Source organism: Micromonospora sp. NPDC048063 (assembly GCF_043202855.1).
Lineage (GTDB): Bacteria > Actinomycetota > Actinomycetes > Mycobacteriales > Micromonosporaceae > Micromonospora.
On record NZ_JBIDBG010000006.1, the window covers coordinates 189,030 to 214,322 of the forward strand.

Annotated in this window: 18 protein-coding genes and 1 pseudogene; 12 read left to right on the top strand and 7 right to left on the bottom strand. The window is 74.9% G+C overall.

Annotated elements, in window-relative coordinates:
• Positions 1-32 precede the first annotated feature (32 nt).
• The 4 genes from ACGFZ2_RS17615 to ACGFZ2_RS17630 all read left to right on the top strand — a co-directional run bounded on the left by ACGFZ2_RS17615 (position 33) and on the right by ACGFZ2_RS17630 (position 3,882).
• The gene (locus tag ACGFZ2_RS17615; RefSeq protein WP_393262785.1) at positions 33-797 is read left to right on the top strand and encodes a methyltransferase domain-containing protein; all 765 of its coding nucleotides are present in this window, start codon (positions 33-35) and stop codon (positions 795-797) included.
• Complete coding sequence (locus ACGFZ2_RS17620; protein WP_393263302.1) at positions 749-1,945, top strand: alkaline phosphatase family protein; 1,197 nt, start codon at positions 749-751, stop codon at positions 1,943-1,945. The genes ACGFZ2_RS17615 and ACGFZ2_RS17620 overlap by 49 nt, the downstream gene beginning before the upstream one ends.
• Before the next feature lie 166 nt (positions 1,946-2,111).
• Positions 2,112-3,371 carry a DNA polymerase IV gene (locus tag ACGFZ2_RS17625; RefSeq protein WP_393454708.1) on the top strand — a complete coding sequence of 420 codons (1,260 nt, stop codon included), beginning with the start codon at positions 2,112-2,114 and terminating at the stop codon, positions 3,369-3,371.
• A gap of 115 nt (positions 3,372-3,486) precedes the next feature.
• Positions 3,487-3,882: a DUF3040 domain-containing protein gene (locus ACGFZ2_RS17630; RefSeq protein ID WP_350685819.1), complete on the top strand. Its 396-nt coding sequence runs from the start codon at positions 3,487-3,489 to the stop codon at positions 3,880-3,882.
• A 413-nt stretch (positions 3,883-4,295) separates the two neighbouring features.
• Here ACGFZ2_RS17630 and ACGFZ2_RS17635 read toward each other — a convergent pair whose 3' ends face one another.
• Genes ACGFZ2_RS17635 through ACGFZ2_RS17645 form a run of 3 tightly spaced genes read right to left on the bottom strand, consistent with a single transcriptional unit; the run spans position 4,296 to position 9,136 of the window.
• Positions 4,296-6,764, bottom strand: coding sequence for a transglutaminaseTgpA domain-containing protein (locus tag ACGFZ2_RS17635; protein WP_393454711.1), 2,469 nt, complete (start codon positions 6,762-6,764; stop codon positions 4,296-4,298).
• Positions 6,765-6,780: 16 nt separating this feature from the next.
• Positions 6,781-8,079, bottom strand: coding sequence for a DUF58 domain-containing protein (locus tag ACGFZ2_RS17640; RefSeq protein ID WP_393454714.1), 1,299 nt, complete (start codon positions 8,077-8,079; stop codon positions 6,781-6,783).
• 1 nt (position 8,080) lies between these two features.
• On the bottom strand, positions 8,081-9,136 hold the full coding sequence (locus tag ACGFZ2_RS17645; protein WP_350712104.1) for a MoxR family ATPase: 1,056 nt from the start codon (positions 9,134-9,136) through the stop codon (positions 8,081-8,083).
• 573 nt (positions 9,137-9,709) lie between these two features.
• On the opposite strand from ACGFZ2_RS17645, the gene leuS reads away from it, so the two are divergent.
• Positions 9,710-12,547, top strand: coding sequence for a leucine--tRNA ligase (gene leuS / locus ACGFZ2_RS17650; RefSeq protein ID WP_393454717.1), 2,838 nt, complete (start codon positions 9,710-9,712; stop codon positions 12,545-12,547).
• Between the two features lie 141 nt (positions 12,548-12,688).
• Here the strand turns inward: leuS and ACGFZ2_RS17655 are convergent, their stop codons facing one another.
• Genes ACGFZ2_RS17655 through ACGFZ2_RS17670 form a run of 4 tightly spaced genes read right to left on the bottom strand, consistent with a single transcriptional unit; the run spans position 12,689 to position 16,143 of the window.
• Complete coding sequence (locus ACGFZ2_RS17655; protein ID WP_393454720.1) at positions 12,689-13,495, bottom strand: phosphotransferase; 807 nt, start codon at positions 13,493-13,495, stop codon at positions 12,689-12,691.
• Positions 13,496-13,503: 8 nt separating this feature from the next.
• A complete protein-coding gene (locus tag ACGFZ2_RS17660; protein WP_393454723.1) occupies positions 13,504-14,187 on the bottom strand; it encodes a TVP38/TMEM64 family protein in 684 nt (227 codons plus the stop codon).
• Entirely contained in the window at positions 14,184-14,906 is a 723-nt protein-coding gene (locus ACGFZ2_RS17665) for a type 1 glutamine amidotransferase (RefSeq protein WP_393262766.1), read from the bottom strand. Before ACGFZ2_RS17665 ends, ACGFZ2_RS17660 begins: the two co-directional genes overlap by 4 nt.
• Complete coding sequence (locus ACGFZ2_RS17670; RefSeq protein ID WP_350712137.1) at positions 14,896-16,143, bottom strand: MurT ligase domain-containing protein; 1,248 nt, start codon at positions 16,141-16,143, stop codon at positions 14,896-14,898. The genes ACGFZ2_RS17665 and ACGFZ2_RS17670 overlap by 11 nt, the downstream gene beginning before the upstream one ends.
• Positions 16,144-16,499: 356 nt before the next feature.
• Here ACGFZ2_RS17670 and mraZ point away from each other — a divergent pair, with 356 nt between their 5' ends.
• The 7 genes and pseudogenes from mraZ to mraY all read left to right on the top strand — a co-directional run bounded on the left by mraZ (position 16,500) and on the right by mraY (position 25,200).
• On the top strand, positions 16,500-16,931 hold the full coding sequence (mraZ, locus tag ACGFZ2_RS17675; RefSeq protein WP_393262763.1) for a division/cell wall cluster transcriptional repressor MraZ: 432 nt from the start codon (positions 16,500-16,502) through the stop codon (positions 16,929-16,931).
• Between the two features lie 202 nt (positions 16,932-17,133).
• A pseudogene (gene rsmH, locus ACGFZ2_RS17680) lies at positions 17,134-18,247 on the top strand (16S rRNA (cytosine(1402)-N(4))-methyltransferase RsmH).
• Positions 18,237-18,842, top strand: coding sequence for a septum formation initiator family protein (locus ACGFZ2_RS17685; protein WP_350712098.1), 606 nt, complete (start codon positions 18,237-18,239; stop codon positions 18,840-18,842). Before rsmH ends, ACGFZ2_RS17685 begins: the two are co-directional and overlap by 11 nt.
• Before the next feature lie 5 nt (positions 18,843-18,847).
• Positions 18,848-21,049, top strand: coding sequence for a peptidoglycan D,D-transpeptidase FtsI family protein (locus ACGFZ2_RS17690; RefSeq protein WP_393454726.1), 2,202 nt, complete (start codon positions 18,848-18,850; stop codon positions 21,047-21,049).
• Between the two features lie 52 nt (positions 21,050-21,101).
• Entirely contained in the window at positions 21,102-22,664 is a 1,563-nt protein-coding gene (locus ACGFZ2_RS17695; protein WP_393454729.1) for a UDP-N-acetylmuramoyl-L-alanyl-D-glutamate--2,6-diaminopimelate ligase, read from the top strand.
• Positions 22,661-24,076, top strand: a complete 1,416-nt coding sequence (gene murF / locus ACGFZ2_RS17700) for a UDP-N-acetylmuramoyl-tripeptide--D-alanyl-D-alanine ligase (protein ID WP_393454732.1) — start codon at positions 22,661-22,663, stop codon at positions 24,074-24,076. The genes ACGFZ2_RS17695 and murF overlap by 4 nt, the downstream gene beginning before the upstream one ends.
• Positions 24,073-25,200: a phospho-N-acetylmuramoyl-pentapeptide-transferase gene (gene mraY, locus ACGFZ2_RS17705; protein ID WP_393262752.1), complete on the top strand. Its 1,128-nt coding sequence runs from the start codon at positions 24,073-24,075 to the stop codon at positions 25,198-25,200. Before murF ends, mraY begins: the two co-directional genes overlap by 4 nt.
• Positions 25,201-25,293: the final 93 nt, after the last annotated feature.

Genomic DNA, 25,293 nt, shown 5'->3' on the forward strand with positions numbered 1-25,293 from the left:
TCCCCGGGCGGTCCCCGTCGGGGCTGGACCGGGTGACTAGGCTCGACCGGGTGGAGCAGACCCCAGGCCGGCTCGCCGGGCCGCCGCTGACCCCCCGTACCGCCGTGATCTGGTCGGTGCTGCGCGCCGAGCTGGAGCGCCGTGGCGACACCGCGCTGACCGTGCTCGACGTCGGCGGCGGCACCGGCGGCTTCGCCGTCCCGCTCGCCCAGGCCGGGCACCGGGTGACCGTGGTCGACGCCAGTCCCGACGCGCTCGCCGCGCTGACCCGCCGGGCCGCCGAGGCCGGCGTCGCCGAGCGGGTCCGCGCCGTGCAGGGCGACGGCGACGCGCTCGCCGGGCTGGTCGAGCCGGGCAGCGCCGACCTGGTGCTCTGCCACGCCGTGCTGGAGGTGGTCGACGACCCGGCGCCGGTGGTGGCCGCGCTGGCCGCCGCGCTGCGCCCGGGCGGCGCCGCGAGTGTGCTGGTCGCCGGCCGGGCCGCCGCGGTGCTCGGCCGGGCGATGAACGGGCACCTGGACGTCGCCGCCGCGCTGGCCGCCGATCCGGCCGGCACCGCGGGCGCCCGGGACACGCTGCGCCGGCGCTACGACGCCGAGACCGCGGCCGCGCTGCTCGGCGCCGCCGGGCTCGTGGTCGAGGAGATCCACGGCGTACGCGTGCTCGCCGACCTCCTCCCGGCCGCCGTCGCGGACGGTCAGCCGGCCGCGCTGGTGGAGCTGGAGCGGGCGCTCGCCGGGCGGCCCCCCTGGCGGGACCTCGCCGCACAGTTGCACCTGTTCGCCCGGCGCCCGTGACCGACCCGCTGGAGATCGTCGGGCCGCGCTACGGCGGCGGCAGCCTCGCCGACGTCCTGCCCAGCGCGCTCGCCGTACTCGGCGTGCCCGGCGCCACCGACCCGCTCGGGCTGGGCGCCGCGCTGGCCGGAGTGCGCCGGGTGGCGGTGCTGCTGGTGGACGGCCTCGGCTGGCACCAGATCCCGACCGCCGCGCCGTACGCGCCGGCCCTGGCCGGGCTCGCCGCGGCCGTGGGCCGGCCGCTGACCTCCGGCTTCCCGTCCACCACGCCGACCAGCCTGGTGACGCTGGGCACCGGCGCCGCGCCCGGCGCGCACGGCGTGCTCGGCTTCACCCTGCGGGTGCCGGGCACCGACCGGGTGCTCAACCACATCGAGTGGGCGGCCGACCCGGAGCCGCGGCGCTGGCAGCCCGTCCGCACCCAGCTCGAACGGGCCCGGGCGGCCGGCGTCGCGGTGACGGTGGTGAGCCGGCCGGAGTTCGGCGGCAGCGGGCTGACGGTGGCCGCCAACCGGGGCGGCGACTACCGCGGCGCGGCCGGCGTCGACGCGCTCGCCGCGCGGATGCTCACCGCCCTGGCCACCGGGCCGGGGCCCACCCTGGTCTCCGGCTACCACCCGGACCTGGACCGGCACGGCCACCTCACCGGCGTCGACTCGGCGCCCTGGCGGATCGCCGCGGCGGAGGTGGACCGGCTGGTCACCCGGCTCGTCGACGGGTTGCCGCCCGACGCCGCGCTGCTGGTCACCGCCGACCACGGCCAGCTCGACGTGCCGGCCGGGCACCGCGTCGACCTGGACACCGATCCCCGGCTGCGCGCCGGGGTGGCGGTGGTCGCCGGCGAGCCCCGGGTCCGCTACCTGCACGTCACGCCGGGGGCCCGGGACGACGTCGTGGCCGCCTGGACGGCGGTGCTCGGCCCCGCGGCCCGGGTCCGCACCCGCGAGGAGGTGGTGGCCTCCGGCTGGTTCGGGCCGGTGCCGGAGGAGCACCTGCTCCGCATCGGCGACGTGGTGGTCGTCTGCAACGCCACGTACGCGGTGACGGCCTCCCGGTCGGAGCCGCCGATGGTGTCGCGGCTGGTCGCGTACCACGGGGCGGACACCGCGGCCGAGATGACCATCCCGCTGCTGGTCGTACGCGGCTGACGGCCGGCCGCCCCGCGGAGTGGCCCGCCCGCCCGGCCCGGTCGGGCGCGGGCGGGCGATGCCGCCGTCGCCCGCCCCTGCCGGGCGAACCCCTCGACCGCCCGCACGAGGCGCACGCCGCCGGTCGTCCGGGCGGCATGTCGGGGGCGCCCGCTAACCTGCGGGGATGGGTCGCAGCCAGTCGTTGCCCCGGGGCGGCGATCCCCGGTTCGGGCCGGACGCCGACGACTCCGGCTGCCCGATCCTGCACGTCGACATGGACGCGTTCTTCGCCTCGGTCGAGGTCCGCCGCCGGCCGGAACTGCGCGGCCGGGCCGTCGTGGTCGGCGGGGTCGGCCCGCGCGGGGTGGTCAGCTCCGCCAGCTACGAGGCCCGGCGCTACGGCGTCCGCAGCGCCATGCCCACCGCGCGGGCCCGCGCGCTCTGCCCGCACGCGGTCTACCTCCCGCCGGACTTCGCGCAATACTCGGCGGCCTCCCGGGCGGTCATGCAGATCTTCCGGGACGTCACCCCGCTGGTGGAGCCGCTCTCACTCGACGAGGCGTTCCTCGACGTGGCCGGGGCCCGGCGGCTCTTCGGCTCCCCGGCCGCCATCGCCCGGCGGATCCGCGAGCGCGTCGCCGGGGAACAGGGGCTGACCTGTTCGGTCGGGGTCGCGCCGAGCAAGTTCGTGGCCAAGCTCGGCTCGACCCGCGCCAAGCCCGACGGGCTGCTCGTCGTCCCGGCCGCCCGGGTGCTCGACTTCCTGCACCCGCTGCCGGTGTCGGCGCTGTGGGGGGTGGGGGAGCGCTCCACCGAGACGCTGCGTCGGCTCGGCCTGGCCACCATCGGCGACCTCGCCGAGGCGCCGGTCGGCATGCTGCGCAAGGCGCTCGGCGAGGCGTCCGCGACCCACCTGCACGAGTTGGCCTGGGGGCGGGACCCGCGCCGGGTCAGCCCCGAGCAGGTCGAGAAGTCGATCGGCGCGGAGGTGACCTTCGACGCCGACGTGGCCGATCCCCTGGAGATCCGCCGGGCGCTGCTCGCCCTCGCCGAGAAGGTGGGCGCCCGGCTGCGCCGGGCCGGGCAGGTCGGGCGGACGGTGTCGCTGAAGGTCCGGCTGGCCGACTTCCGCACCGTCAACCGGTCGCGCACGTCGGGCGTGCCGACCGACGTCGCCCGGGAGATCTTCGACACGGTCTGGGCGCTCTACACCGCGCTCGACCCGGGCGAGCGCATCCGCCTGGTCGGCGTCCGCGTCGAGGGCCTCGCCCCGGCGCGGGAGACCCCGAGGCAGCTCGCCCTCGGCGCGCCCGAGCGCGGCTGGCGGGAGGCGGAAGCTGCCGCCGACGCCGCGGCTGCCCGTTTCGGGCGGTCCGTCATAGGTCCGGCCAGTCTGCTCCGGGCCCGGGACGGGCGACGAAATGAAAATCCACCCCGGCCGTAGGTCGTCCCGCTTTCCGACGCGCGAGGGCCCTCGTAGACTTGCGGGTAAGCAGCCGGTTGGCTGCCACGGTCTGTCGGCCCGACCGGGCCGACCCACGTGACCGGGGAGGAGTGCCGTGCCGCTCTCGGAGCACGAGCAGCGGCTGTTCGAGCAGATCGAGCGGTCGCTTGCCGAGGACCCCAAATTCGCCTCGGCCGTGCGCGCCAGCGATCCGCGTTTCCACGCGCGGCGTCGCCTGCTCGTCGCTGCCGGCGTGATCATCGCTGGGCTGGCCCTGTTGGTCTATGGCGCGGTGATCAAGACTCCGCCGCTGGCAGTGGCGGGTTTTGTCGTCATGCTGGCCTCGGCCGCGTTCGCGGTGCAGTCGCATCGTCGGGCGCAGTCACCTGACCTGCACGTCGTGGGAGGCACGACGAGTCGTCGCCGCCCCCGCGGTCGTACGGGTCGGCGGCCCTCGATCCTCGACCGGATGGAGGACCGGTGGCGGCAGCGCCCGGAGGGGCACCGCTGAGCCCGGCCCGCCGCTGAGGCGGGTCGCACCACCGCGACGACGAACCGCGTCGCCGGCACGCCCGGCGACCTGAGGCGTCTCCGTGCGCCCCTGGGCCCGCCCCGGGCACCCTCCGACGTTCCGCGCCTGCGCTCGCCCCGGCGGCCTCCGACGTGTCGGGCGCCCACGGCCCGCCTCAGCGGCCTCTGACGCTTCGCGCACCCCGCCGGCTCGCCGTTCGCCGTGGTCAGTCGCCACAGCGAGACCGGCCGGCCCCTGACGCTCCGCGCCGTCAAGGCACCGTGGCCTTGGTGCCCGCGCTTCCCCGTCCTGCCCTCCGCCCGCCTGCCTCGGTGGCGGCAGCCCGCGCCGCGACGGGAACGGGCCGGGAACGGCGGCGTCGCCGCTCCCGGCCCGTTCGGTGGGCGTGCGCGTCAGCGGGCCATGCGGTCGGCCAGCAGGCGGCGCGGGCTCCAGCGCAGCAGTCGGGAGCGGGCGCGCGCGCCCGCCGCCAGCAGCCGGGACGACGCGTCGGCCGTGGCCAGTCGCCAGCGCAGCAGCACCGAGGGCGGCAGCACCGCCGCCACCAGGCGGGTACGCCGGTCGGCCCGCGCGGCGAGCGCGCCGCGGATGGTGCGCAGGGCCGGCGGGAGGTGCTCGCCGGTGAGCGGGTCGCGCGCGTAGCGGGCGCGCTCCTCGGCGCGGCCGAGCAGCCGTACCGCCGTGGTGGCCTCGGCGTCGGCGGCCAGCGCCTCCCGGGACAGCCGGTCGGCCGTGGCGCGCGGCGTCTCCGTCCGGTCCACCCGCACCCGGTAGTCCACCAGCGTGTCGAGCAGCTCGTCCCAGGCGGCGTGCGCGTCCGCCCGGGCCCGCTCGGCGTCCACCAGGACCACCATTCGCTGCCCGTCGGCGGGCGCGTCGCCGGCCTCCCTTGCCCGGACGGCGGTCGGGGCCGGCGTCGCCGGGCCGCTGCGCCGCCTCCGCAGGGCCAGCCGGCGCAGCGCCGGCAGGGCGAGCAGGGCCAGCAGGAGGAGCACCGCGCCGGCCGCGTACCAGGGCCAGACGGGGGCTTGCTCGGCCGGGGCCGCCGCGCCGACGGCCAGGCCGGAGTCGGGGTCCTCCTCGGGGCCCTCGGGGCCCCGCGGGCCCGCCGACGGGTCGGTCTCGCCGACGGGGGCCGACGGGCCCGGGGCCGGCGCGTCGTCCTCGGGGGCGTCGATGTCGGGGGCCCAGGCCGACCGGGTCGAGCCCTGCACGCCGTACGCGGGGGTCGCGTCGAACGGCACCCAGCCGACGCCGTTGAAGTAGACCTCCGTCCAGGCGTGCAGGTTCCGGTTGGTCAGCGTGTACGTGCCGCCGCTGGAGTTGCTGCCGTTGGTGAACCCGAACGCCACCCGGGCCGGGATCCCGGCGGCCCGGACCAGCCACGCCATCGCGGCGGCGTACTGCTGGCAGAAGCCGACCTTGTTGTTGAGGAAGTCGACGATCTCCTGGCCGCTGATGCCGCCCTTGGTGCTCAGCGAGTACGTGAAGCCGTTGTCGGCGGAGAAGTAGTCGTAGATCCCGCGGACCTTGTCGTACTCGGTGTCCTTGTTCGCTACCAGGGTGCGGACCAGCTTCTCCACCTCGGGAATCGGCGGCGGCGCCGGGTGCGCGCGCCGCACCGGGTGGTCCGACGGCAGCGGTCGCGCCCGCTGCAGCGCCTCGGGGGTGTACGTCGAGCGCACGTAGTCGAACGCGTAGCGCTTGCCGCGGGAGTTGTCGCGGTTGGAGAAGACCACCTGCAGGTTCGGGTCGTACAACCAGTTGCCGTTCAGGTCCTCGGTGCGCACCGGCTCGGTGTAGACCGGCAGCAGCGGCATGGTGAGGTTCTTCGTGACCTCGACCGTGGCCCGGTACGTCCGCTGCTCGACGCCCTCGCCGGACGGTGTCGGCAGGTTCTCGACGGAGCGGCCCCTGGGGTTGCCCACGTCGAAGCCGCTCGACTTGAGCTCGTCGGCGACGCCGAAGCGCAGGTAGAACGGGCTGGGCTCGTTGGTGCTGACCTTGACCAGGTCGGCCACCTCGGACTGGTTGAGCTGCCCGCTCAGCGCCGCGAACAGGTCGATCCGGCCCGGAGCCCCGCCCTGCCCGGGACGCCCGTTGCCGTTGCCGTCGCCGGAGCCGGAGGTCAGGGTGTCGAGCAGCCCACCGGTCATCCCCGGCACGGCCAGCGGCAGCGCCACGGCCAGCGCCACGCCGACCACCGCGAGTCGCCGGCCGGCGGCGGCCAGCGGCGAGGACTCCCAGACGTCGACGTCGCGGCCGTCGCCGGTGAACCGCCGGCCGAACCGGCGGACCCGGTCGACGTTGTCGGTCACCAGCAGCCAGAGGTAGCCGGCGGCGCCGACGACGAACGGCACCGGCGGGACGCTGTCGACGTAGACCGCGACGGGCACGGAGTAGATGGCCAGCATGGGCAGGCCGGCCAGCGCCGGCCGGCGCAGCCCGACGGCGAGCACGTCGACCACCACCGCCACGCCGCCGATCCCCAGCACGGTGATGAACAGCAGCGGGTCGGTGTCGGGCACCTCGACGCCGTAGGAGCGCATGTCCTCCAGCGACCCGCTGAACAGGTCGCCGAAGTGCGCGAAGGTCGCCGGCGTGGGCAGGAAGGCGAGCAACTCGGTGCCGCCGGGGAAGAGCCAGGTCAGGGCCAGCGTGAGGCCGGCCAGCATGGCGAGCACCTGCCCCCAGAGCGGCACCCGTGCCAGCCGGGCGAGCGCGGCCGTGGCCGCGACCACGGCCACCGCGATGGTGGCCTGGATCAGCCACGTCCAGCGTTCGAAGATGGCCGACAGCGGCGCCGCGGCGAGCAGCGTCGCCGCGGCGGCCACGAAGCCCAGGTTCCGGTGGGCGATCATGAGGGGACCCTTCCGTTCATCGCACGCCGCCGGCCACCGTCTCGGCCATCGCCGCCCGCAGGGCGAAGCCCTGCGAACCGCGGGCCGCCTGCGGCCACAACGCCGGCAACCGGGCGCCGTGGTCGACCCCGATCACCCGCCAGCCGCTCTGCAGCAGGGCGAGCGCGGCGGCGCTGTGCGCGTGGTCGGCCTCGGCCCGCGCCTTGGCGGGCAGGTTGAGCCAGGTGGAGCTGTCGAGCAGGAAACCGACGCAGGTCGCGCCGTTGCCCCGCAGCCCGGCCAGCAGCTCGGCCTCGGCCGTGCCCAGCGAGCCGAACAGGCCGATGATCAGGCCGCCGTCCGCCCGCTGCCGGACCCGCTGCACCAGCGTGGAGAGCTCGACGTTCTTGTCGAGCCCGACCTCGGCGAGCTGGTCGAGGAGCAGCCCGTCGCCGGCGGCTTCGGAGGCGTCGACGTCGGCCCCCGAGCCGGTGACCAGGCGCAGCTTGTAGCCGGCCTGCCGCAGGTGCACCGCGATGCTCGCGGCGGCGGAGACCGCCCACTCGAAGGACGCCGTCGGCCCGTCGCCCCGGTGGCCGTACGCGCGGGTGTCCAGCACGACGGTCGCCCGGCTCTCCCACGGCTGCTCCTCCCGGCGCACCATCAGCTCGCCGGTGCGCGCGGTCGACTTCCAGTGCACCCGGCGCAGGTCGTCGCCCATCCGGTACTCCCGGGTGGCGGCGTCGTCCTCGCCGTGCACGGCGACCGAGCGGGCCCGGCTGTCGCCGCTGCCGGCGTACTCGCCGGGCAGGCGTACCGAGGGCAGCGGGGTGACCTGCGGGATGACGGTCAGGTGGTCCGTGCTCGGGAAGGCGCGGCTGAGCTCGCACAGCCCGAACGGGTCGGTCATCCGGACCACCAGCGGGCCCACCTCGTAGCGGCCGCGCACGTCGGCCCGCACCGTGTACGCCACCGAGCTGGCCTGGTGGGCGCCGAGCCGCTCCAGCACCACCCGCGGCCGGCTGCCCAGCGCGTAGGGCAGCCGGTCCTCCAGCAGCAGGGTGCCGGTGGGCAGCCGGGACAGGTTCTGCAACCGCAGCACCACCCGGGAACTCGCCCCGACGGGCGTGCGGTGCGGGTCCAGCGACCGGTTGCAGGCCAGCTTGTAGCGGCTGCGCCCCACGTAGGCGGCGGCGAGCAGCGGCAGGACGGCCAGCAGGACGGCCACCCGGAGCAGGTCCTTCTCGCCGAGGATGCCGGCCGAGATCGCGGCCGCGACCGCGGCCGCCAGGAACGATCGGCCGCGGGTCGTCAGCCCTCGCAGCCCGTCTCGCACGTCACCGCCTCCGCGGCTCGTAGGGGGCTCGGCCGTTGCCCTCGCCCGTGGGTCGGGTGTCGTACGGGGAGCGCTTGCGGTCGTGCGGCAACGGCAGCCGGTGCACCAGCTCGGAGACGATCGCGTCGGTGGTGCGCCGGGCCAGCTGGGCGTCGGCGGTCGGGATGATCCGGTGCGCGAGCACCGGCACGGCCAGCGCCTGCAGGTCGTCGGGGAGGACGTAGTCCCGCCCCTCCAGGGCGGCGACCGCGCGGGCGGTGCGCAGCAGCTGGAGGGTGGCCCGCGGGGAGGCGCCGAGGCGCAGGTCGGGGGCCTCCCGGGTCGCGGTGACCAGGTCGATCGCGTACTGCTTGACGGCGTCGGCGACGTGCACCTGCCGGACGTGCGCGATGAGCTGCCGCACCGTGTTGGCGTCGGAGACCGGCCGCAGCTCGTCCAGCGGGTCGGTGGCGCCGTGCCCGTCGAGCATGGCCAGCTCCGCGTTGGGGTCGGGGTAGCCCATGGCGATGCGGGCGGTGAACCGGTCGCGCTGCGCCTCGGGGAGGGGGTAGGTGCCCTCCATCTCGATCGGGTTCTGGGTGGCGACGACCATGAACGGCGTCTGGAGCTGGTAGGTGACGCCGTCGACGGTGACCTGCCGCTCCTCCATGCATTCCAGGAGCGCGGACTGGGTCTTCGGCGAGGCGCGGTTGATCTCGTCGCCGACGACCAGGTTGGCGAAGACCGCGCCGGGACGGAACTCGAAGTCGTGCGTCTCCTGGTTGTAGACGCTGACGCCGGTGACGTCGCTGGGCAGCAGGTCCGGGGTGAACTGGATGCGGCGCACCGAGCAGTCGATCGAGCGGGCCATGGCCTTGGCGAGCTTCGTCTTGCCGACGCCCGGCACGTCCTCGATGAGCAGGTGCCCCTCGGCGAGCAGCACCGCCAGGGCGAGCCGCACGGTGGCGGTCTTGCCCTCGATGACCTGCTCGATGTTCGAGACGATGGCTTCGCTGGCGGCGCGGAACTCGTCGTGCGGCAACAGGCCGCCCACCTCGTCCCAGGTCTGTTGTGTCACGGGCCTCCTCCTCGTCGCCGGACGGCAGCTCTGTATAGAGCAGCTGGACCCGCCGTTGGGTTCGCGACGCCGAGCCTCGTCTGCCGCAGGAATCTCATTGGTCTCTCAGGCTAACCATGTTTGTCGCTGTCGCCGACCCCCGCAGGTGGACCGTCGGTTACGCCCCGAATATTCGCCGGGTCGGGGGATCCGCGCGTCGCTCGGGGTGCCGTCCATGATCACGAAGGGCGCGCCCGGGGGCGTTTCGGACGGGGCCCGCGTCCCGACCGGTGGTAGCGGGCGACGCGCGGGACCGGACGGCGGGTACACTCCCGGTCATGGCCGGATTCTTCCTGCTCCTTACCGGGCCGTGCTGATGCGCTGACGCGCGACAGCACGGCGGCCCCTCCTGCGCGAGGGGCTTTTTTGTGCCCTCCGCCGGGCGCCCCGGCGGTCGGCCCCGGCGCCGGCCCCGACGGCACGGCGCGCCGGGGGAGCAGACCCGATCCATACCGACATGACCGCGCCGAGCGAGGTCAGCATCCAGCCCGGCCGTGGCGTGGCCGGCGGCGACGAGCGAAGCGAGGAGACGCCATGAGTGAGGCAGCAGCGGCGGGCGACATCCCCCCGTTCCGGTACACCGCGGCCCTGGCCGAGGAGATCGAGCACCGCTGGCAGGACGTCTGGGCGCGGGAGGGCACCTTCCACGCCCCGAACCCGACCGGCCCGCTGGCCGACCCCGGCCACCCCCGGGCCGGGGCGGAGAAGCTGTACGTGCTGGACATGTTCCCGTACCCGTCGGGCGCGGGCCTGCACGTCGGGCACCCGCTGGGCTACATCGGCACCGACTGCTTCGCCCGCTACCAGCGGATGGCGGGGCGCAACGTGCTGCACGCGATGGGCTTCGACGCGTTCGGCCTGCCCGCCGAGCAGTACGCGGTGCAGACCGGCACCCATCCCCGGACCACCACCGTGGCCAACATCGAGCGCTACAAGGCGCAGCTGCGGCGGCTGGGCCTGGCCCACGACGAGCGCCGCTCGGTGGCCACCATCGACGTGGACTTCTACCGCTGGACCCAGTGGATCTTCCTGCAGGTCTTCAACTCCTGGTACGACACGGAGGCGAAGCGGGCGCGCCCGATCGCCGAGCTGATCGCCGAGTTCGAGGGCGGCAACCGGCCCACGCCCGACGGCCGGCCGTGGGCGGAACTGTCCGTCGCCGAGCGGCGGGCCGTCATCGACGACCACCGGCTGGCGTACGTGTCGCAGGCGCCGGTCAACTGGTGCCCCGGGCTGGGCACCGTGCTGGCCAACGAGGAGGTCACCGCCGACGGCCGCTCCGAGCGGGGCAACTTCCCGGTCTTCAAGCGCAACCTGAAGCAGTGGATGATGCGGATCACCGCGTACGGCGACCGGCTGCTGGACGACCTGGACACGCTGGACTGGCCCGAGCCGATCAAGCTGATGCAGCGCAACTGGATCGGCCGCTCCACCGGCGCGCACATCGACTTCCCCACCACGCTGGAGCCGATCCGGGTGTTCACCACCCGGCCGGACACGATCTTCGGCGCGACCTACATGGTGCTGGCGCCCGAGCACGGGCTGGTCGACGCGCTGGTTCCGGCCGCCTGGCCGGAGGGGACGAAGGACGCCTGGACCGGCGGGCACGCCAACCCGCGGGCGGCCGTGGAGGCGTACCGCAAGGCGGCGGCGGCCAAGACCGACGTCGAGCGGCAGGCCGACACGAAGGAGAAGACCGGCGTCTTCGTCGGGGCGTACGCCACCAACCCGGCGAACGGCGCGCAGATCCCGATCTTCATCGCGGACTACGTGCTGGCCGGCTACGGCACCGGGGCGATCATGGCGGTGCCCGCCCAGGACGAGCGGGACTGGGCGTTCGCCGAGGTCTTCGATCTGCCGATCGTGCGCACCGTGCAGCCGTCGGAGGGCTTCGACGGCAAGGCGTACACCGGGGACGGGCCGGCGGTCAACAGCGCCGCGCCCGACCGCGGCCTGGACCTGGACGGCCTGGGGGTCGCCGACGCCAAGGCCCGGATCATCGAGTGGCTGGAGGCCAACGGGCGCGGCGCCGGCGCGGTGACCTACCGGCTGCGCGACTGGCTGTTCTCCCGGCAGCGCTACTGGGGCGAGCCGTTCCCGATCGTGTACGACGAGACCGGTGCCGCCATCGCGCTGCCGGAGGAGATGCTGCCGGTCGAGCTGCCCGAGGTGGACGACTTCTCGCCGCGCACCTTCGATCCGGAGGACGCCGACAGCGACCCGGAGACCCCGCTGTCGCGCCGGCGCGACTGGGTCGAGGTGGAGCTGGACCTGGGCGACGGTCCGAAGCGCTACACCCGCGAGACCAACGTGATGCCGCAGTGGGCCGGCTCCTGCTGGTACGAGCTGCGCTACCTGGACCCGACCAACTCGGAGCGGTTCGTCGACGCGGAGAACGAGCGGTACTGGATGGGGCCGCGCGGCGAGGGCGACTGCGGGGGCACCGACCTGTACGTCGGCGGCGCCGAGCACGCCGTGCTGCACCTGCTGTACGCCCGGTTCTGGCACAAGGTGCTGTACGACCTGGGGCACGTCTCGTCGTTCGAGCCGTTCCGCAAGCTGTTCAACCAGGGCTACATCCAGGCGTACGCGTACACCGACGCCCGGGGCGCCTACGTGCCGGCCGAGGACGTGACCGAGCGCGACGGCGGCTTCTACCTGGGCGACACGGCCGTCAAGCGCGAGTACGGCAAGATGGGCAAGTCCCTGAAAAACGTGGTCACCCCGGACGAGATGTGCGCCGCGTACGGCGCGGACACCTTCCGGGTCTACGAGATGTCGATGGGCCCGCTGGAGGTGTCCCGCCCGTGGGAGACCCGGGCGGTGGTCGGCTCGTACCGCTTCCTGCAGCGGGTCTGGCGGGCGGTCGTCGACGAGCAGACCGGCGCGCTGCGGGTCACCGACGCGCCCGCCGACGACGCGACCCGGCGGCTGCTGCACAAGGTGGTCGACGGGGTCCGCGGCGACATGGAGGCGATCCGGTTCAACACCGCCATCGCCAAGCTGATCGAGCTGACCAACGGGCTGACCCGACTGGCGGAGACCCCGCGCGAGGTGGCCGAACCGCTGGTGCTGATGGTGGCGCCGTTCGCCCCGCACATCGCCGAGGAGCTGTGGCGTCGGCTGGGGCACGACACCTCCCTGACGTACGCGGACTTCCCGACCGCCGACCCGGCGCTGCTGGTGGCCGAGACGGTGACCTACCCGGTGCAGGTCAACGGCAAGGTGCGGGGCCGGGTCGAGGTCGCCGCCGACGCGGCCGAGGAGACCGTCCGCGCGGCGGCCCTGGAGGCGGTCGCGTCGTCCCTGGCCGGCCGGGAGCCCCGCAAGGTCATCGTGGTCAAGGGCCGCGCGGTCTCCGTCGTCGTCTGACTCGGTGCAAGGAAGGGCCCCCTCCTATCGCTTTTTGCATAGGAAGGGTCCCTTCCTTGCGCCCTGGCGTCCGGACGGGGCCTGCCCGGGCGGGACGGCGGGTGTGCTCCGGGGTGCGCGGCGTGCGGGCTCGGGGGCGGGTCAGCGCAGGGCGGCCGTCACGGCGTCGCGGTGGTCGGCCAGCCAGTCGTGCCAGCCGCGTACGGCGTCGGCGGCGCCCGCCGCGCGGAGCCGGCGCATGGCCTCCTCGCCCCGGTCCGCGCCGGCCGCGATGCCGCGCCAGGTCCCGTCGAGCTGGTCGAGCATCACGTCCACGAGGTCGGCGCGGGGCAGCACGAGCGGCCGCGGGCCGGCCGCCTCGTAGGCGTCGCAGAGCAGCCGGGCGCGCCGGCCCAGCTCCGCCGGGTCGCCGCCCGGCCCCAGCTCCGCCCAGTGCCAGGCGGCGAAGGCCACGTCCTCGATCCGCCGGCCGGGACCGGCCAGGTCCCAGTCGAGCAGCGTCACCGGCAGCGGGCCGGCGGAAGAGTCGCGGTACACCGTGTTCTTCGGGGACAGGTCGCGGTGGCAGACCGTCTCGGCGTCCCCGGCGAGCGAACTGCCGGCGCACGCGTCGTGCAGCCGCCGGACCAGCGCCGCCAGCCTGGTCAACGCCGGGTCGGCGAAGTACGCCGGGTCCTCCCGGTCCCGCCACGGCACCCGACCGTCGACGTGGCTGAGCACCTGCCGGCCCCGCTCGTCCGTGCCGAGGTGGCGGGGCGCGACGTCCGCGCCCACCCGCTCCAGGTGCCGCAGCAGCGCGGCGACGAAGTCGGCGTTCTGCGGCGGCGTACGCCGGACGGTGTCGCCGACGCGGACGACCTCGGCGATGAAGCCCCCGGACAGCCGCTCCTCGCCCTGGTCCCCGCGCCGGTCGGGGCGGCCCGGGTCGGGGGAGGGTCGGCTCGACACGGCGGGCCTCAGCCCGGAGCGAGCCGGCGCTGCCGCTCGGCGCGCCACCAGCGACGGACCAGCACCGCGCTGGCGACCAGGCCGAGCGCGGCGGGCGCGGCGGCGAACCAGTTGACGTCGCCCGGGGAGGCGGCCGCCGCGCCCACCGCCGCGTAGCCGAAGGCGGTGGGAACGGAGGCGATCACGCTGCCCGCCAGGAACGGCAGCACCCGGGCGCCGGTGGTGCCGTAGCCGTAGCTGACCAGGCCGAAGCCCGCGATCGGCAGCAGCCGTACGGTGACCACGCCGAGGACGCTCTGCCGGGCGAACCAGCCGTCCATCCGGGCCAGCCGGCCCCGCACCCGTTCGGCGACGAACTCCCGCCCGAGCAGGCGGCCGACCGTGAAGCCCAGCGCCGCCGCCAGCAGCGCCGCGCCCAGCGCGTACGCGGCACCCTCCAGCGCGCCGAACATCGCCCCCGAGGCGAGCGTGATGAAGGTCCGGGGGACGAGCGCCACCAGCAGCAGCGCCCCGCCGACGACCGCCGCCACGGGGGCGAGGTCGCCCAGCCGGTCGGCCAGCCGGGGCAGCTCCCCGACCTCCGGCAGGGGAACGACGAGCAGCGCCGCCCCGAAAGTGGCGAGCAGGATCAGCAGCAGCGCGAACCGGACGGCCGACCGCTGCCGCAGCAGCCGCCGGACGGCCGGGTTCATGCCCGGGCGGCGGCGGCCACCGCGGCGCGGCGCTCGGCGCGGAGCCGGTCCGACCAGGTGTCGTCGAGCGGCGGGAGTTGGTGCGCGCCGGTGGCCCAGCGCAGCAGCAGGTCCGCCAGGGCGGGGTTGCGGGCCAGGGCCGGGCCGTGCGAATACGTGCCGAGCAGCTTGCCCCGCCACGCTCCCTCGGTGGCGCCGTCGTTGCCGACCCCGGCGGTCACCCGGGCCAGCGGGGAGACCCCGGGGCCGAGGTGGGTGCGACCGCCGTGGTTCTCGAACCCGGTCAGCGCCGGCACGCCCAGCCGCGGGTCGACGTCGCCGGCCAGCTCCCCGACGGCCCGGGTCGGCCCGCGGTCCGAGGAGAAATCGAGCAGCTCCAGCCCGGCGCACCGGGTGCCCTTGGCGAAGAAGGACGTGCCGAGAAGCTGGTAGCCGGCGCAGACCCCGAACACGACCGAGCCCTGGGCGACGGCCCGGTGCAGGCCGCCGTCGGCGAGCAGCCGCTGCGCGCCGAGCGCCTGCGGGCCGTCCTCACCGCCGCCGATGAGGTAGATGTCGGCGGTGGCGGGGAGGCGCTGGTCGGAGCGGACCTCCAGCACCTCGACCGGGAACCCGCGCTGCCGCGCCCGGCGGGCGAGGATCAGGGCGTTGCCCCGGTCGCCGTAGGTGGAGAGCAGGTCGGGGTAGATCCAGACGATACGCAGGCTCTCAGTTGACACGGTCCAACTCCGCTCGGATGTCCTGGAACGCGGTGTAGTTCGCGATGACCTCCAGGCGGCCCGGAGGCACCGCCCGGACGGCGTCGTGGAACGTCCGCACGTGCTGGAACGGGACGTCGTTGACCTCCAGCCGGACCGCCAGGTCGTACGCGCGGTCGCCGGTGATCAGCACCTGCCGGCCGCGCAGCGGGGCGAAGTCGACGTCGAACAGCCAGGAGGTGTCAAGCCCGTCGGGGTCGCGGGCGTTGATGGAGAGCAGGGTCGGCGCCTCGTCGGCCATGTCGAACGCCTCCAGCCAGCTGGCCGGGTTCTTCGCCAGCAGCAGCCGGATGTTGCGCCCGTCCCGGTCGACCTGGGCGTAGCGCCCGGCGACGGAGGTGACGGTGCCGAGCTGGAGCACCGCGTCCACGGGCCGGACGCCGAACTCGGCGGCGACGGCCAGCGCGGTGGCGGCGTTGCCGAGGTTGACCTTGCCGGGGAGCTGGAGCTTGACCTTGTGCCAGGCGCCGGTCGGGTCGAGCACGCCGTCGTCCTCCACCGTCCACTGCGGCTGGGGCCGGCGCAGCGGGCAGCCGCTGCACCACCACTGCTCGCCCGAGCGCTGGATGGTCGAGCCGCACTCGGGGCAGACCCACGAGTCGTCGTGCCAGCGCTGCCCGGCGCTGAACCAGGTGACCTGCGGCGGGGCGATGCGGTGGTCGTGGTTGGGCGGCGGCGTCGCGGCCCACACCACCATCGGGTCGTCGGCGTTGGCGACGATGCGGACGTCGGTGTGCCGGACCAGTGCGGCGCGCCAGAGCTGCGCCATCATGGCGACCTCCTTGGCCCGGTCGAGCTGGTCGCGGGAGAGGTTGAGCAGCGCCACCACGTGCGGCTCGGTGGCCTCCAGCACCTGGGCCAGGTAGTGCTCGTCGACCTCCAGCACGGCGTAGGGGGTGCTGCCGGCCTTGGCCAGCGCGGAGGTGTGCCCGGTCGGCATGTTGGCGCCGAAGGAGTTGGTGGCGACCCGGCCGAGCACCCCGACCGCCGCGGCGGTGAGCCGGGTGGTGGTCGTCTTGCCGTTGGTGCCGGAGACCAGGGCGATGGCGCGCCCGGCCGACAGGTGGGCCAGCAGGTCGGGATCGATCTTCAGGCCGATCCAGCCGCCGATCACCGAGCCGTCGCCGCGGCCCGCGGCCCGCGACAGCGCCGCGGCGGTCCGCGACACCGAGCTGGCCACCTTCGCCCGCAGGGGCATCTTCGCGTCCGTCACCCGAGCGAGGTTACCGGACCGGCGGGCCCACCAGATCGCCGCCGAGGGCGAACCGTTCGGCCGGGGCGGTCCGGCGGGGTGGCCGGACCACGCTCAGCCGGACGGAGTCGATCTATGTCGGAAAGCGGACCGGCTCCGGCGGGCCGTCCGGCCCTCCACTCCGCTCCACCCCATCTGACGTGCGGTTTCGCGCGGCGGAAGGGCGCGCCACGCGGGCGTTTCTGGTTGCGGGTGGAGGGAAGTGGAGTAGAGTGGGGCGCGATGGTGAGGCCGGGAGGGCCCACCGGCCCGGGGGGTCAGCGGCGCCGCGAACGCCGCTCAAGGGCGAGGGGGTTGGGCCGATGTTTCTCGGCACCCACACCCCGCGCCTGGACGACAAAGGCCGGTTGATCCTTCCGGCGAAGTTCCGGGACGAGCTGGCGGGGGGTGTCGTGATCACCAAAGGGCAGGATCGCTGCCTCTACGTCTTCCCGATGCCCGAGTTCCAGCGGATCGCGGAGCAGTTGCGCGCGCAGCCGATGACGCACAAGGCGGCCCGGGCCTACAGCCGGGTCTTCTTCGCCAGCGCGCACGACGAGGTGCCCGACAAGCAGGGCCGGGTGACGATCCCGGCCCACCTGAGGTCGTACGCCGCCCTCGACCGGGATCTGGTCGTGATCGGCGCGAGCACCCGGGTGGAGATCTGGGACAAGGCCGCCTGGGAGAACTACCTCGCGGAGAGCGAAGACGACTTCGCCGACATCGAGGAGGGGGTGCTGCCCGGCGGTCTGTAGGGCGTGACGGCGCCCGACGTACTGCGAGATCTCCACCCGCTTTCGAGTTCCTGGCACCCCTTCCCCGGTGCCAGGCGCACGATCCGATGGGAGGGCCGCGGCCTCCGGCGGGCGGGAGCGGATGGGGATCTGGCGGTACGACGGCACGGCGTCGTCCGACGACAGGCACATGAAGGACGAGGTTCAACCAGTGGGGGTCGACATGGGGGAGCTACGCGGCACGCACGTGCCGGTGCTGCTCGAGCGGTGTCTCGAGTTGCTGGCCCCCGCGCTGGGCCGGGGCGGGCGGACGGTCCATGTCGACGCGACGCTGGGCCTGGCCGGGCACGCCGAGGCGGTGCTGGAGGCGCATCCGGAGACGGTGCTCATCGGGCTGGACCGGGACACGGAGGCGCTCGCCCACGCGCGCGTCCGGCTGGCCCGCTTCGCCGACCGCGTCCACCTGGAGCACGCCGTCTACGACGAGCTGCCCGAGGTGCTCGACCGGCTCGGCTACCCGGGGATCGACGGGATCCTGTTCGACCTGGGGGTCTCGTCGCTGCAACTCGACGCGCCCGACCGCGGGTTCGCGTACGCGCAGGACGCCCCGCTGGACATGCGGATGGACCAGACCCGGGGGGTGACCGCCGAGGAGGTGGTCAACACCTACTCCCACCCGGACCTGGCCCGCGTGCTGCGGGTCTACGGCGAGGAGAAGTTCGCCGGCCGGATCGCCTCGGCGATCATCCGGGAGCGCGAGCGGGCCCGGATCACCTCGTCGGCGCGGCTGGCGGAGCTGGTGCGGGAGTCGATTCCGGCACCAGCCAGACGAACCGGGGGACACCCGGCAAAGAGAACGTTTCAGGCTTTACGGATCGAGGTAAACAAGGAGCTGGCAGCGCTGGAGACGGCGCTGCCGGCCGCGCTCGACAAGCTCAACGTGGGCGGCCGCATGGTGGTCCTGTCCTACCACTCGCTGGAGGACCGGCTGACCAAGGCGGCGCTCGCCGACCGGGTCCGCAGCAAGGGCCCGATCGACCTCCCGGTCGAACTGCCCGGGTCGGGTCCGACGTTCCGGCTGCTGAGCCGGGGCGCCGAACTGCCCGGGGAGCGGGAGGTCGCCGCGAACCCGCGGGCCGCCTCGGTGCGCCTGCGGGCCGCGGAGCGGCTCGACCCGGACGCGGCGCAGCAGGGGCGTACCGACCGCGAACGGTACCGCCGGCGGGTCAAGGCGATGCACCAACCGGGGGCGGGGTCCACCGGGTCCGAGACGGATCCGAGGGATCCCGGGGGACGGGACAGGGACGGACGAAGAGGGGGAGGGACATGACGAATGACAAGCGCGACCGCCGGGACGTGACCGGCGGCGGGCAGCGCGCACCGCGGTCGGGGGGCCGGATCGCGGCGGAGCGGGCCACGCGCACCGGGACCGGCACGCCGAAGGCGGACCGGACGAGCCGGCTGGGGGAGACTCGCGCCCGGGGGGCGCGCGAGTTCCCGACGCAGGGCAGTGCCGCGCTGCGGCCGGCCGAGCGGGGTGGCGCCACCGCGGCGCGCCCGCCCCGGCTGCGGGTGGCACCGCCGCCGCCGGTGAAGGTGCCGCGGGCGCCGTTCGCGGCGCTGGTGCTGGTGCTGGTGGTCGGCGGGGTGCTCGGCATCCTGCTGGTCAACACGAAGATCAACGAGAACGCCTTCCGGCTGGAGAAGCTCCAGGAGCAGCAGGCCAAGCTCGACCTGGAGCAGCAGCAGCTCAACAAGCAGATCGCCGACGCGGAGGCCCCGGGCAACCTGGAGGCCCAGGCCCGCCGGCTCGGCCTGGTGGAGGCGGGTGAGCCGGCCTACATCCGGCTGCCCGACGGCAAGGTGATCGGGGTGCCGCAGCCGGCCGACGGCCAGCCGTCGATCACCAGCCAGCAGGGCGCGGGAGGCTGACGACCGTGCCACCGAGATCGGAGGAACCGCGCCGGGACGCCACGGGCTCCCGGCGCGGTTCGTCCCGCGACGTCGGTGGCCGGGGCGCCGAGCGGCGTTCCGGCGAGCCGGGGGCCGGTGGCATCTCCGACGCGCGGGCGTACACCCCGCGGGGCCGCACCGTCCGGGAGCAGCGCGCCGGCGCCCGGGGCGAGCGCGACGACGCCGCCGGCCGCGCCGAGCAGCGGCGGACCCCGCGCAGCACCCGCTCCGGCGACCCGTTCCGCCCCGCCCTCCAGGTGCTCGACGGCGGGCGCGCGGGCGCCGGCCGGACCGGCCGCCGGGAGACGGCGGGCCGCTCCGGCGTCGTCCGCACCGTCACCCCGCGCGGCCCGCGCCACGACGACGAGCCGCCGGCACCCCGCCGCCGCGCGCCGCGCCGGCCGGAGCGACCGGCCGCCCGGCGACCGTCGCGCAAGCCGCCGAAGCCGCCGCGGCTGGCCGATCCCCGCCGCCGGCTGCGGCTGGGCACCGTGCTGACCCTGGCGTTGTTCGCCGTCATCGGCATCCGGTTGGTTGTCCTCCAGGCCGTGGACACCCCGGCGTACGCGGGCGGCGGCGTGGCCGACCGGCTGCGCACCGTCACCCTGCCGGCGGCGCGGGGGGCGATCTACGACCGGGACGGCGCCCCGCTGGCGCACAGCGTCGAGGCGCGGTACGTCTACGCCGACCCGACCCGGGTCAAGGACATCCAGGGCACCGCGAAGGCGCTCTCCCCGCTGCTCGGCATCCCGGCCTCCGAGCTGGCCGAGAAGATGAAGCCGCGCAAGCGGATCAACGGCGCCGACTCCGAGTTCGAGTACCTGGCCCGGGGGGTGGACATCGACCGGGCCCGGCAGATCACCGCGCTGGAGCTGCCCGGCATCGGCACCCACCGCGACGAGCGGCGCGAGGTGCCCGGCGGCGACCTCGCCGCCAACCTGCTCGGCTTCACCAGCCAGGACATGGTCGGGCTGGAGGGGCTGGAGGCCCGCTACGACGACGTGCTGCGCGGCGAGGACGGCAAGCGGGTCTACGAGGTCGGCCTCGGTGACCTGGCCGCCCCTATCCCCGGCGGCTACAGCGAGACGACGAAGGCCAAGCCGGGCAGCTCCCTACAGCTCACCGTCAACCGCGACCTCCAGTTCATGACACAGCGGATACTGGCCCGGCACATGGCCAAGAGCAAGGGCAGCACCGGCGCGGCCGTGGTGCTCGAGATCCCCTCCGGCGAGGTGCTGGCCCAGGCCAGCCACCCCACCTACAACGCGGCGAAGCCCGAGGAGAGCGAGCCGACCGACCGGGAGGACGCGGCCACCAGCTTCGTGGTCGACCCCGGCTCGGTGCACAAGGCGGTCACCTTCGGCGCCGCCCTGCAGGAGCGGGAGATCACCCCCGACACGACGCTGCCGATCCCCAACGCGATCCGCAAGGGCGACACCTGGTTCGCCGACACCCACCCGGCCGGCGGCCGTCGGATGAGCCTGCCCGGCATGATGGCGTACTCCTCGAACGTCGGCACCATCCAGATCGCCGACAAGCTCGGCCCGGAACGCCTGATCGACTACCAGAAGCGGTTCGGTCTCGGCGAGCCGACCGGGGTCGGCATGCCCGGCGAGGCCAGCGGGCGACTGCTGCCGGCCGACGAGTGGAGCGGGTCGTCGGCCGGGTCCGTGCCGATCGGGCACAGCGTCGACGCCACGCCGCTGCAGATGGCCGCCGTCTACGCGACGATCGCCAACAACGGCACGTACGTCCAGCCGCGCCTGGTCAAGGCGGTCATCGGGCCGGACGGGAAGTCCACCCCGACCGAGCCCCCGGTCACCCGGTCGGTGCTCAGCCCGGAGAACGCCGCCGCCCTGCGGACCATCCTGGAGGCGGTGACCACCGTCGAGGACGGCACCGGCCGGGCCGCCGCGATCCCGGAGTGGCGGGTCGCCGGCAAGACCGGCACCGGCTGGCGGCTGGTCGACGGGCGCAAGCAGCCCGGCGAGGTGGCCTCGTTCATCGGCATGGCCCCGGCCGAGAACCCCCGCTACGTGATCGCGGTCTTCGCGCACACGCCCGCCGGCGGCGGCGGGGACATCGCCGCGCCGGCGTTCCGGGAGATGATGCAGTTCACGCTGCGTCACTACGGCGTGCCGCCGAGCGGGGAGAAGGCCCCGAAGTTCACGGTCTATCCGCGCTGAGCGGTCACGCCGGGACATCATCGGTGAGTGCGGACGAACCACCGGGGCGGCTGTGCGGCCGGAACCGGACGACCGGGTAGGGTCTGACGCCGTGTCCGGCAATCCTCGTCCCCGTACCGTGATCGGCACCCGGCTCGGCGACCTCGCCGCCCGGCTCGCCGTCGACCCCCCGGAGGGGGCCGCCGAGCTGGTGGTGACCGGGGTGACCCACGCCAGCCAGGAGGTCCGCCCCGGCGACCTGTACGCCGCCCTGCCCGGTGCCCGCCGGCACGGCGCGGAGTTCGCCGCCGGCGCGGCGGCGGCCGGCGCGGTGGCGGTGCTGACCGACCCGGCGGGCGCCCCGGCCGCGGCCGAGGCGGGCCTGCCGGCGCTGGTGGTCGCCGATCCGCGCGCGGTGCTGGGCGTCCTCGCCTCGGCCGTCTACGGCGACCCGACCGAGGGGCTGACGGTGATCGGGGTGACCGGCACGGCCGGCAAGACGTCCACCGCCTACCTGGTCGAGTCGGGCCTGCGCGCCGCCGGCCACACCACCGGCCTGATCGGCACCGTGGAGACCCGCCTCGGCGACCTGGTCGTCGACAGCGTGCGCACGACGCCCGAGGCGACCGACCTGCACGCGATGCTGGCCGCCGCCCGCGAGCGCGGCGTCACCGCCGTGGTCATGGAGGTCTCCAGCCACGCCCTGGCGATGGGGCGGGTCGGGGGCGTCCGGTTCACCGTCGGTGGCTACACCAACTTCGGCTCCGACCACCTGGACTTCCACGCCGACTCGGCGGACTACTTCGCCGCGAAGGCGCAGCTGTTCGACGGGCGCTGCGCGGTGGAGGTGCTCAACCAGGACGACCCGGCGCTGAAGCCCCTGTACAAGCCGGCGACGGTGACCTACTCGGCGGCCGGCGACCCGACCGCCACCTGGTGGGCCGACGAGGTCGGCGGCGAGGGGTACGCGCAGCGCTTCACGGCGCACGGCCCGGACGGGTTGACCCTGCCGGCCGGGGTGGCGCTGCCGGGGCGGCACAACGTGGCCAACGCCCTGCTGGCCATCGCCGTCCTGGTCGCCGCCGGGGTGGACGCGAAGACCGCCGCCGCCGGGGTGGCCGCCTGCGGCGGGGTGCCCGGCCGGCTGGAGCTGGTGGCCGCCCCCGGGCCGGTGCGCGGAGTGGTCGACTACGCGCACAAGGCGGACGCGATCGTCGCCGCGCTGGCCGCGCTGCGGGAGTTCGGCGCCGGCCGGCTGATCTGCGTCATCGGCGCCGGCGGCGACCGCGACCGGGGCAAGCGGCCGGTGATGGGCGCCGCCGCGGCGGAGGGAGCGGACGTGGTGCTGGTGACCGACGACAACCCGCGCACGGAGCACCCGGCGGCCATCCGGGCCGAGGTGCTCGACGGCGCCCGCCGGGCCGGCACGGCCGCCCGGGTCGAGGAGGTGCCCGACCGCCGGGCCGCCATCGACGCGGCGGTCCGGCTGGCCGAGCCGGGCGACGTCATCGCGGTGCTCGGCAAGGGCCACGAACGCGGGCAGGAGATCGGCGGCGAGGTGCACCCGTTCGACGACCGCACCGAGCTGGCCGACGCGCTGCGCGCCCGGTTCGCCGACCCGGCGGGTCAGCGGTGATCGCGCTCAGCCTGGCCGAGGTCGCCTCGGCGGTCGACGGGCGGCTCGTCGCCGCCGACCCGGACGCCACGGTCACCGGCCCGGTCGAGTTCGACTCCCGCAAGGTGCGCCAGGGCGCGCTCTTCGTGGCCTTCCCCGGCGAGAAGGTGGACGGGCACGACTACGCCGCCGCCGCGGTGGCCGCCGGCGCGGTCGCGGTGCTCGGCACCCGCGAGGTGCCCGGCGTGCCGATGGTGCTGGTCGACGACGCGCTGGCGGCGATGGGCCGGCTGGCCCGCGCGGTGGTCGACCGGCTGCCGGGGCTCACCGTGATCGGGCTGACCGGATCCTCCGGCAAGACCACCACCAAGGACCTGATCGCCCAGCTCGCCGCGCGGCTCGGCCCGACGGTCGCCCCGCCCGGCTCGTTCAACAACGAGCTGGGGCATCCGTACACGGCGTTGCAGGCCGGGCCGGAGACCCGCTACCTGGTGATGGAGAAGGGCGCCCGCGGGGTGGGGCACGTGCGCTACCTGTGCGACGTGGTGCCGCCGCGGATCTCCGTGGTGCTCAACGTCGGGGTGGCGCACATCGGCGAGTTCGGCTCGGTGGAGACGATCGCGCTGGCCAAGGGGGAGCTGGTCGAGGCGCTGCCCGCCGAGGGCCTGGCCGTGCTGAACGCCGACGACCCGCTGGTCGACGCGATGGCCTCGCGTACGGTCGCCCGGGTGATCCGTTACGGCGAGGCGGCGCACGCCGACGTGCGGGCCGAGGACGTGACGCTGGACGACCGGGGCCGCGCCGCGTACACCCTCATCACCCCGGAGGGGACCGCGCCGGTGCGGCTCGGGCTGACCGGCCGGCACCAGGTCTCCAACACCCTCGCCGCCGCGGCGGTGGCCCGCGAGTTGGGCATGCCGCTGGCCGAGACGGCGATCGCGCTGGGCGCGCTGGGGTTGGTCTCGACCCGTCGGATGGACGTCTTCGAACGCGCCGACGGGGTGACCGTGATCGACGACTCGTACAACGCCAACCCCGCCTCCATGGCGGTCGCGCTGCGCGCGCTGGCCGGCATCGGGCGGGAGCGGCGCACCGTCGCGGTGCTCGGCTACATGGCCGAACTCGGGCCGTTCGAACGCGACGGGCACGCCGAGGTCGGCCGGCTCGCGGCCGAGCTGGGCGTAGACCGGCTGCTCGTGGTGGGCGAGCCGGCCGCGCCGATCCACGAAGGCGCGACATCGGTAGGTGACTGGGGAGGAGAGTCGGTGCTGCTCACCGATCAGGCGGCGGCCGTCGAGGTGCTGCGGAGCGAGTTACGGCAGGGCGACGTCGTGCTGGTGAAGGGCTCCCGGTACCGCACGTGGGAGGTGGCCGACGCGCTGCGCGCCGACGCCGCGGGCGACGGGAAGGCGACGGGGGGCGGCGCCGCATGAGGGCGGTCATCGTCGCCGTCGGGGTGGCCTTCCTGATCTCGCTCTTCTGCACCCCGATCGCGATCAAGGTGTTCGCCCGGCTGAAGGCCGGCCAGCCGATCCGATCAAACCTCGGTCTCGCCAGCAACGAGGGCAAGAAGGGCACGCCGACGATGGGCGGCGTGGTGTTCATCCTCGCCACGGTCATCGCGTACGTGGCCGGCCACCTGGCTCTGACCACCCTGCCGGACGCGCAGATCGCCCAGGTCGAGCCGACGATCACCGCCCTGGTGCTGCTGGGGCTGATGGTCTTCTCCGGCGCCGTCGGCTTCATCGACGACTTCCTCAAGGTGCGCAAGCGGCACAGCGGTGGCCTCAACAAGCGCGGCAAGCTGCTCGGCCAGATCCTGGTCGGGGCGGTCTTCGGGGTGGTGGCGCTCTACTTCCCGAGCACCATGACCGACGCCTCGGGCGCGGTGACCAACACCGAGACCGTGGGCAGCACGACGCTGAGCTTCATCCGGGACATCCCGGCGCTGGACGTCTCCAAGATCGGCGCGGTGGTCATCTTCATCTTCGTGGTGATGGCCGCGACCAACGGCGTCAACCTCACGGACGGCCTCGACGGCCTGGCCACCGGCGCCTCGGTGATGGTCCTCGCGGCGTACGCGTTGATCGCGTTCTGGCAGTACCGGCACTGGTGCGCCGACCCGAACTACACCCAGGACTACTGCTACACGGTCCGGGACCCGCTGGAGATCGCGCTGATCGCCGGCGCGGCGGCCGGGGCCTGCGTCGGCTTCCTGTGGTGGAACACCTCGCCGGCACGGATCTTCATGGGCGACACCGGGGCCCTGGGCCTCGGCGGCCTGATCGCCGGCATGGCGATGTCCACCCGGACGATCCTGCTGCTGCCGATCATCGGCGGCCTCTTCGTGATCATCACGATGTCCGTGGTGATCCAGATCATCTCGTTCCGTACCACCGGCAAGCGGGTGTTCCGGATGTCGCCGCTGCAGCACCACTTCGAGCTCGCCGGCTGGAGCGAGGTCAACATCGTGGTCCGGTTCTGGATCATCGCCGGCATCGGCGTGGCCATCGCGCTCGGGCTCTTCTACAGCGAGTTCCTCGCCAACATGACCTGAGCCGACCGGTCGGTCCCGCCGCGGGGCCCGGGCGCGCGTCGCCCGGGCCCCGCGCCGCGCCCGGCCTGGGGAGGCGCACGCCGCCGCGCGCAA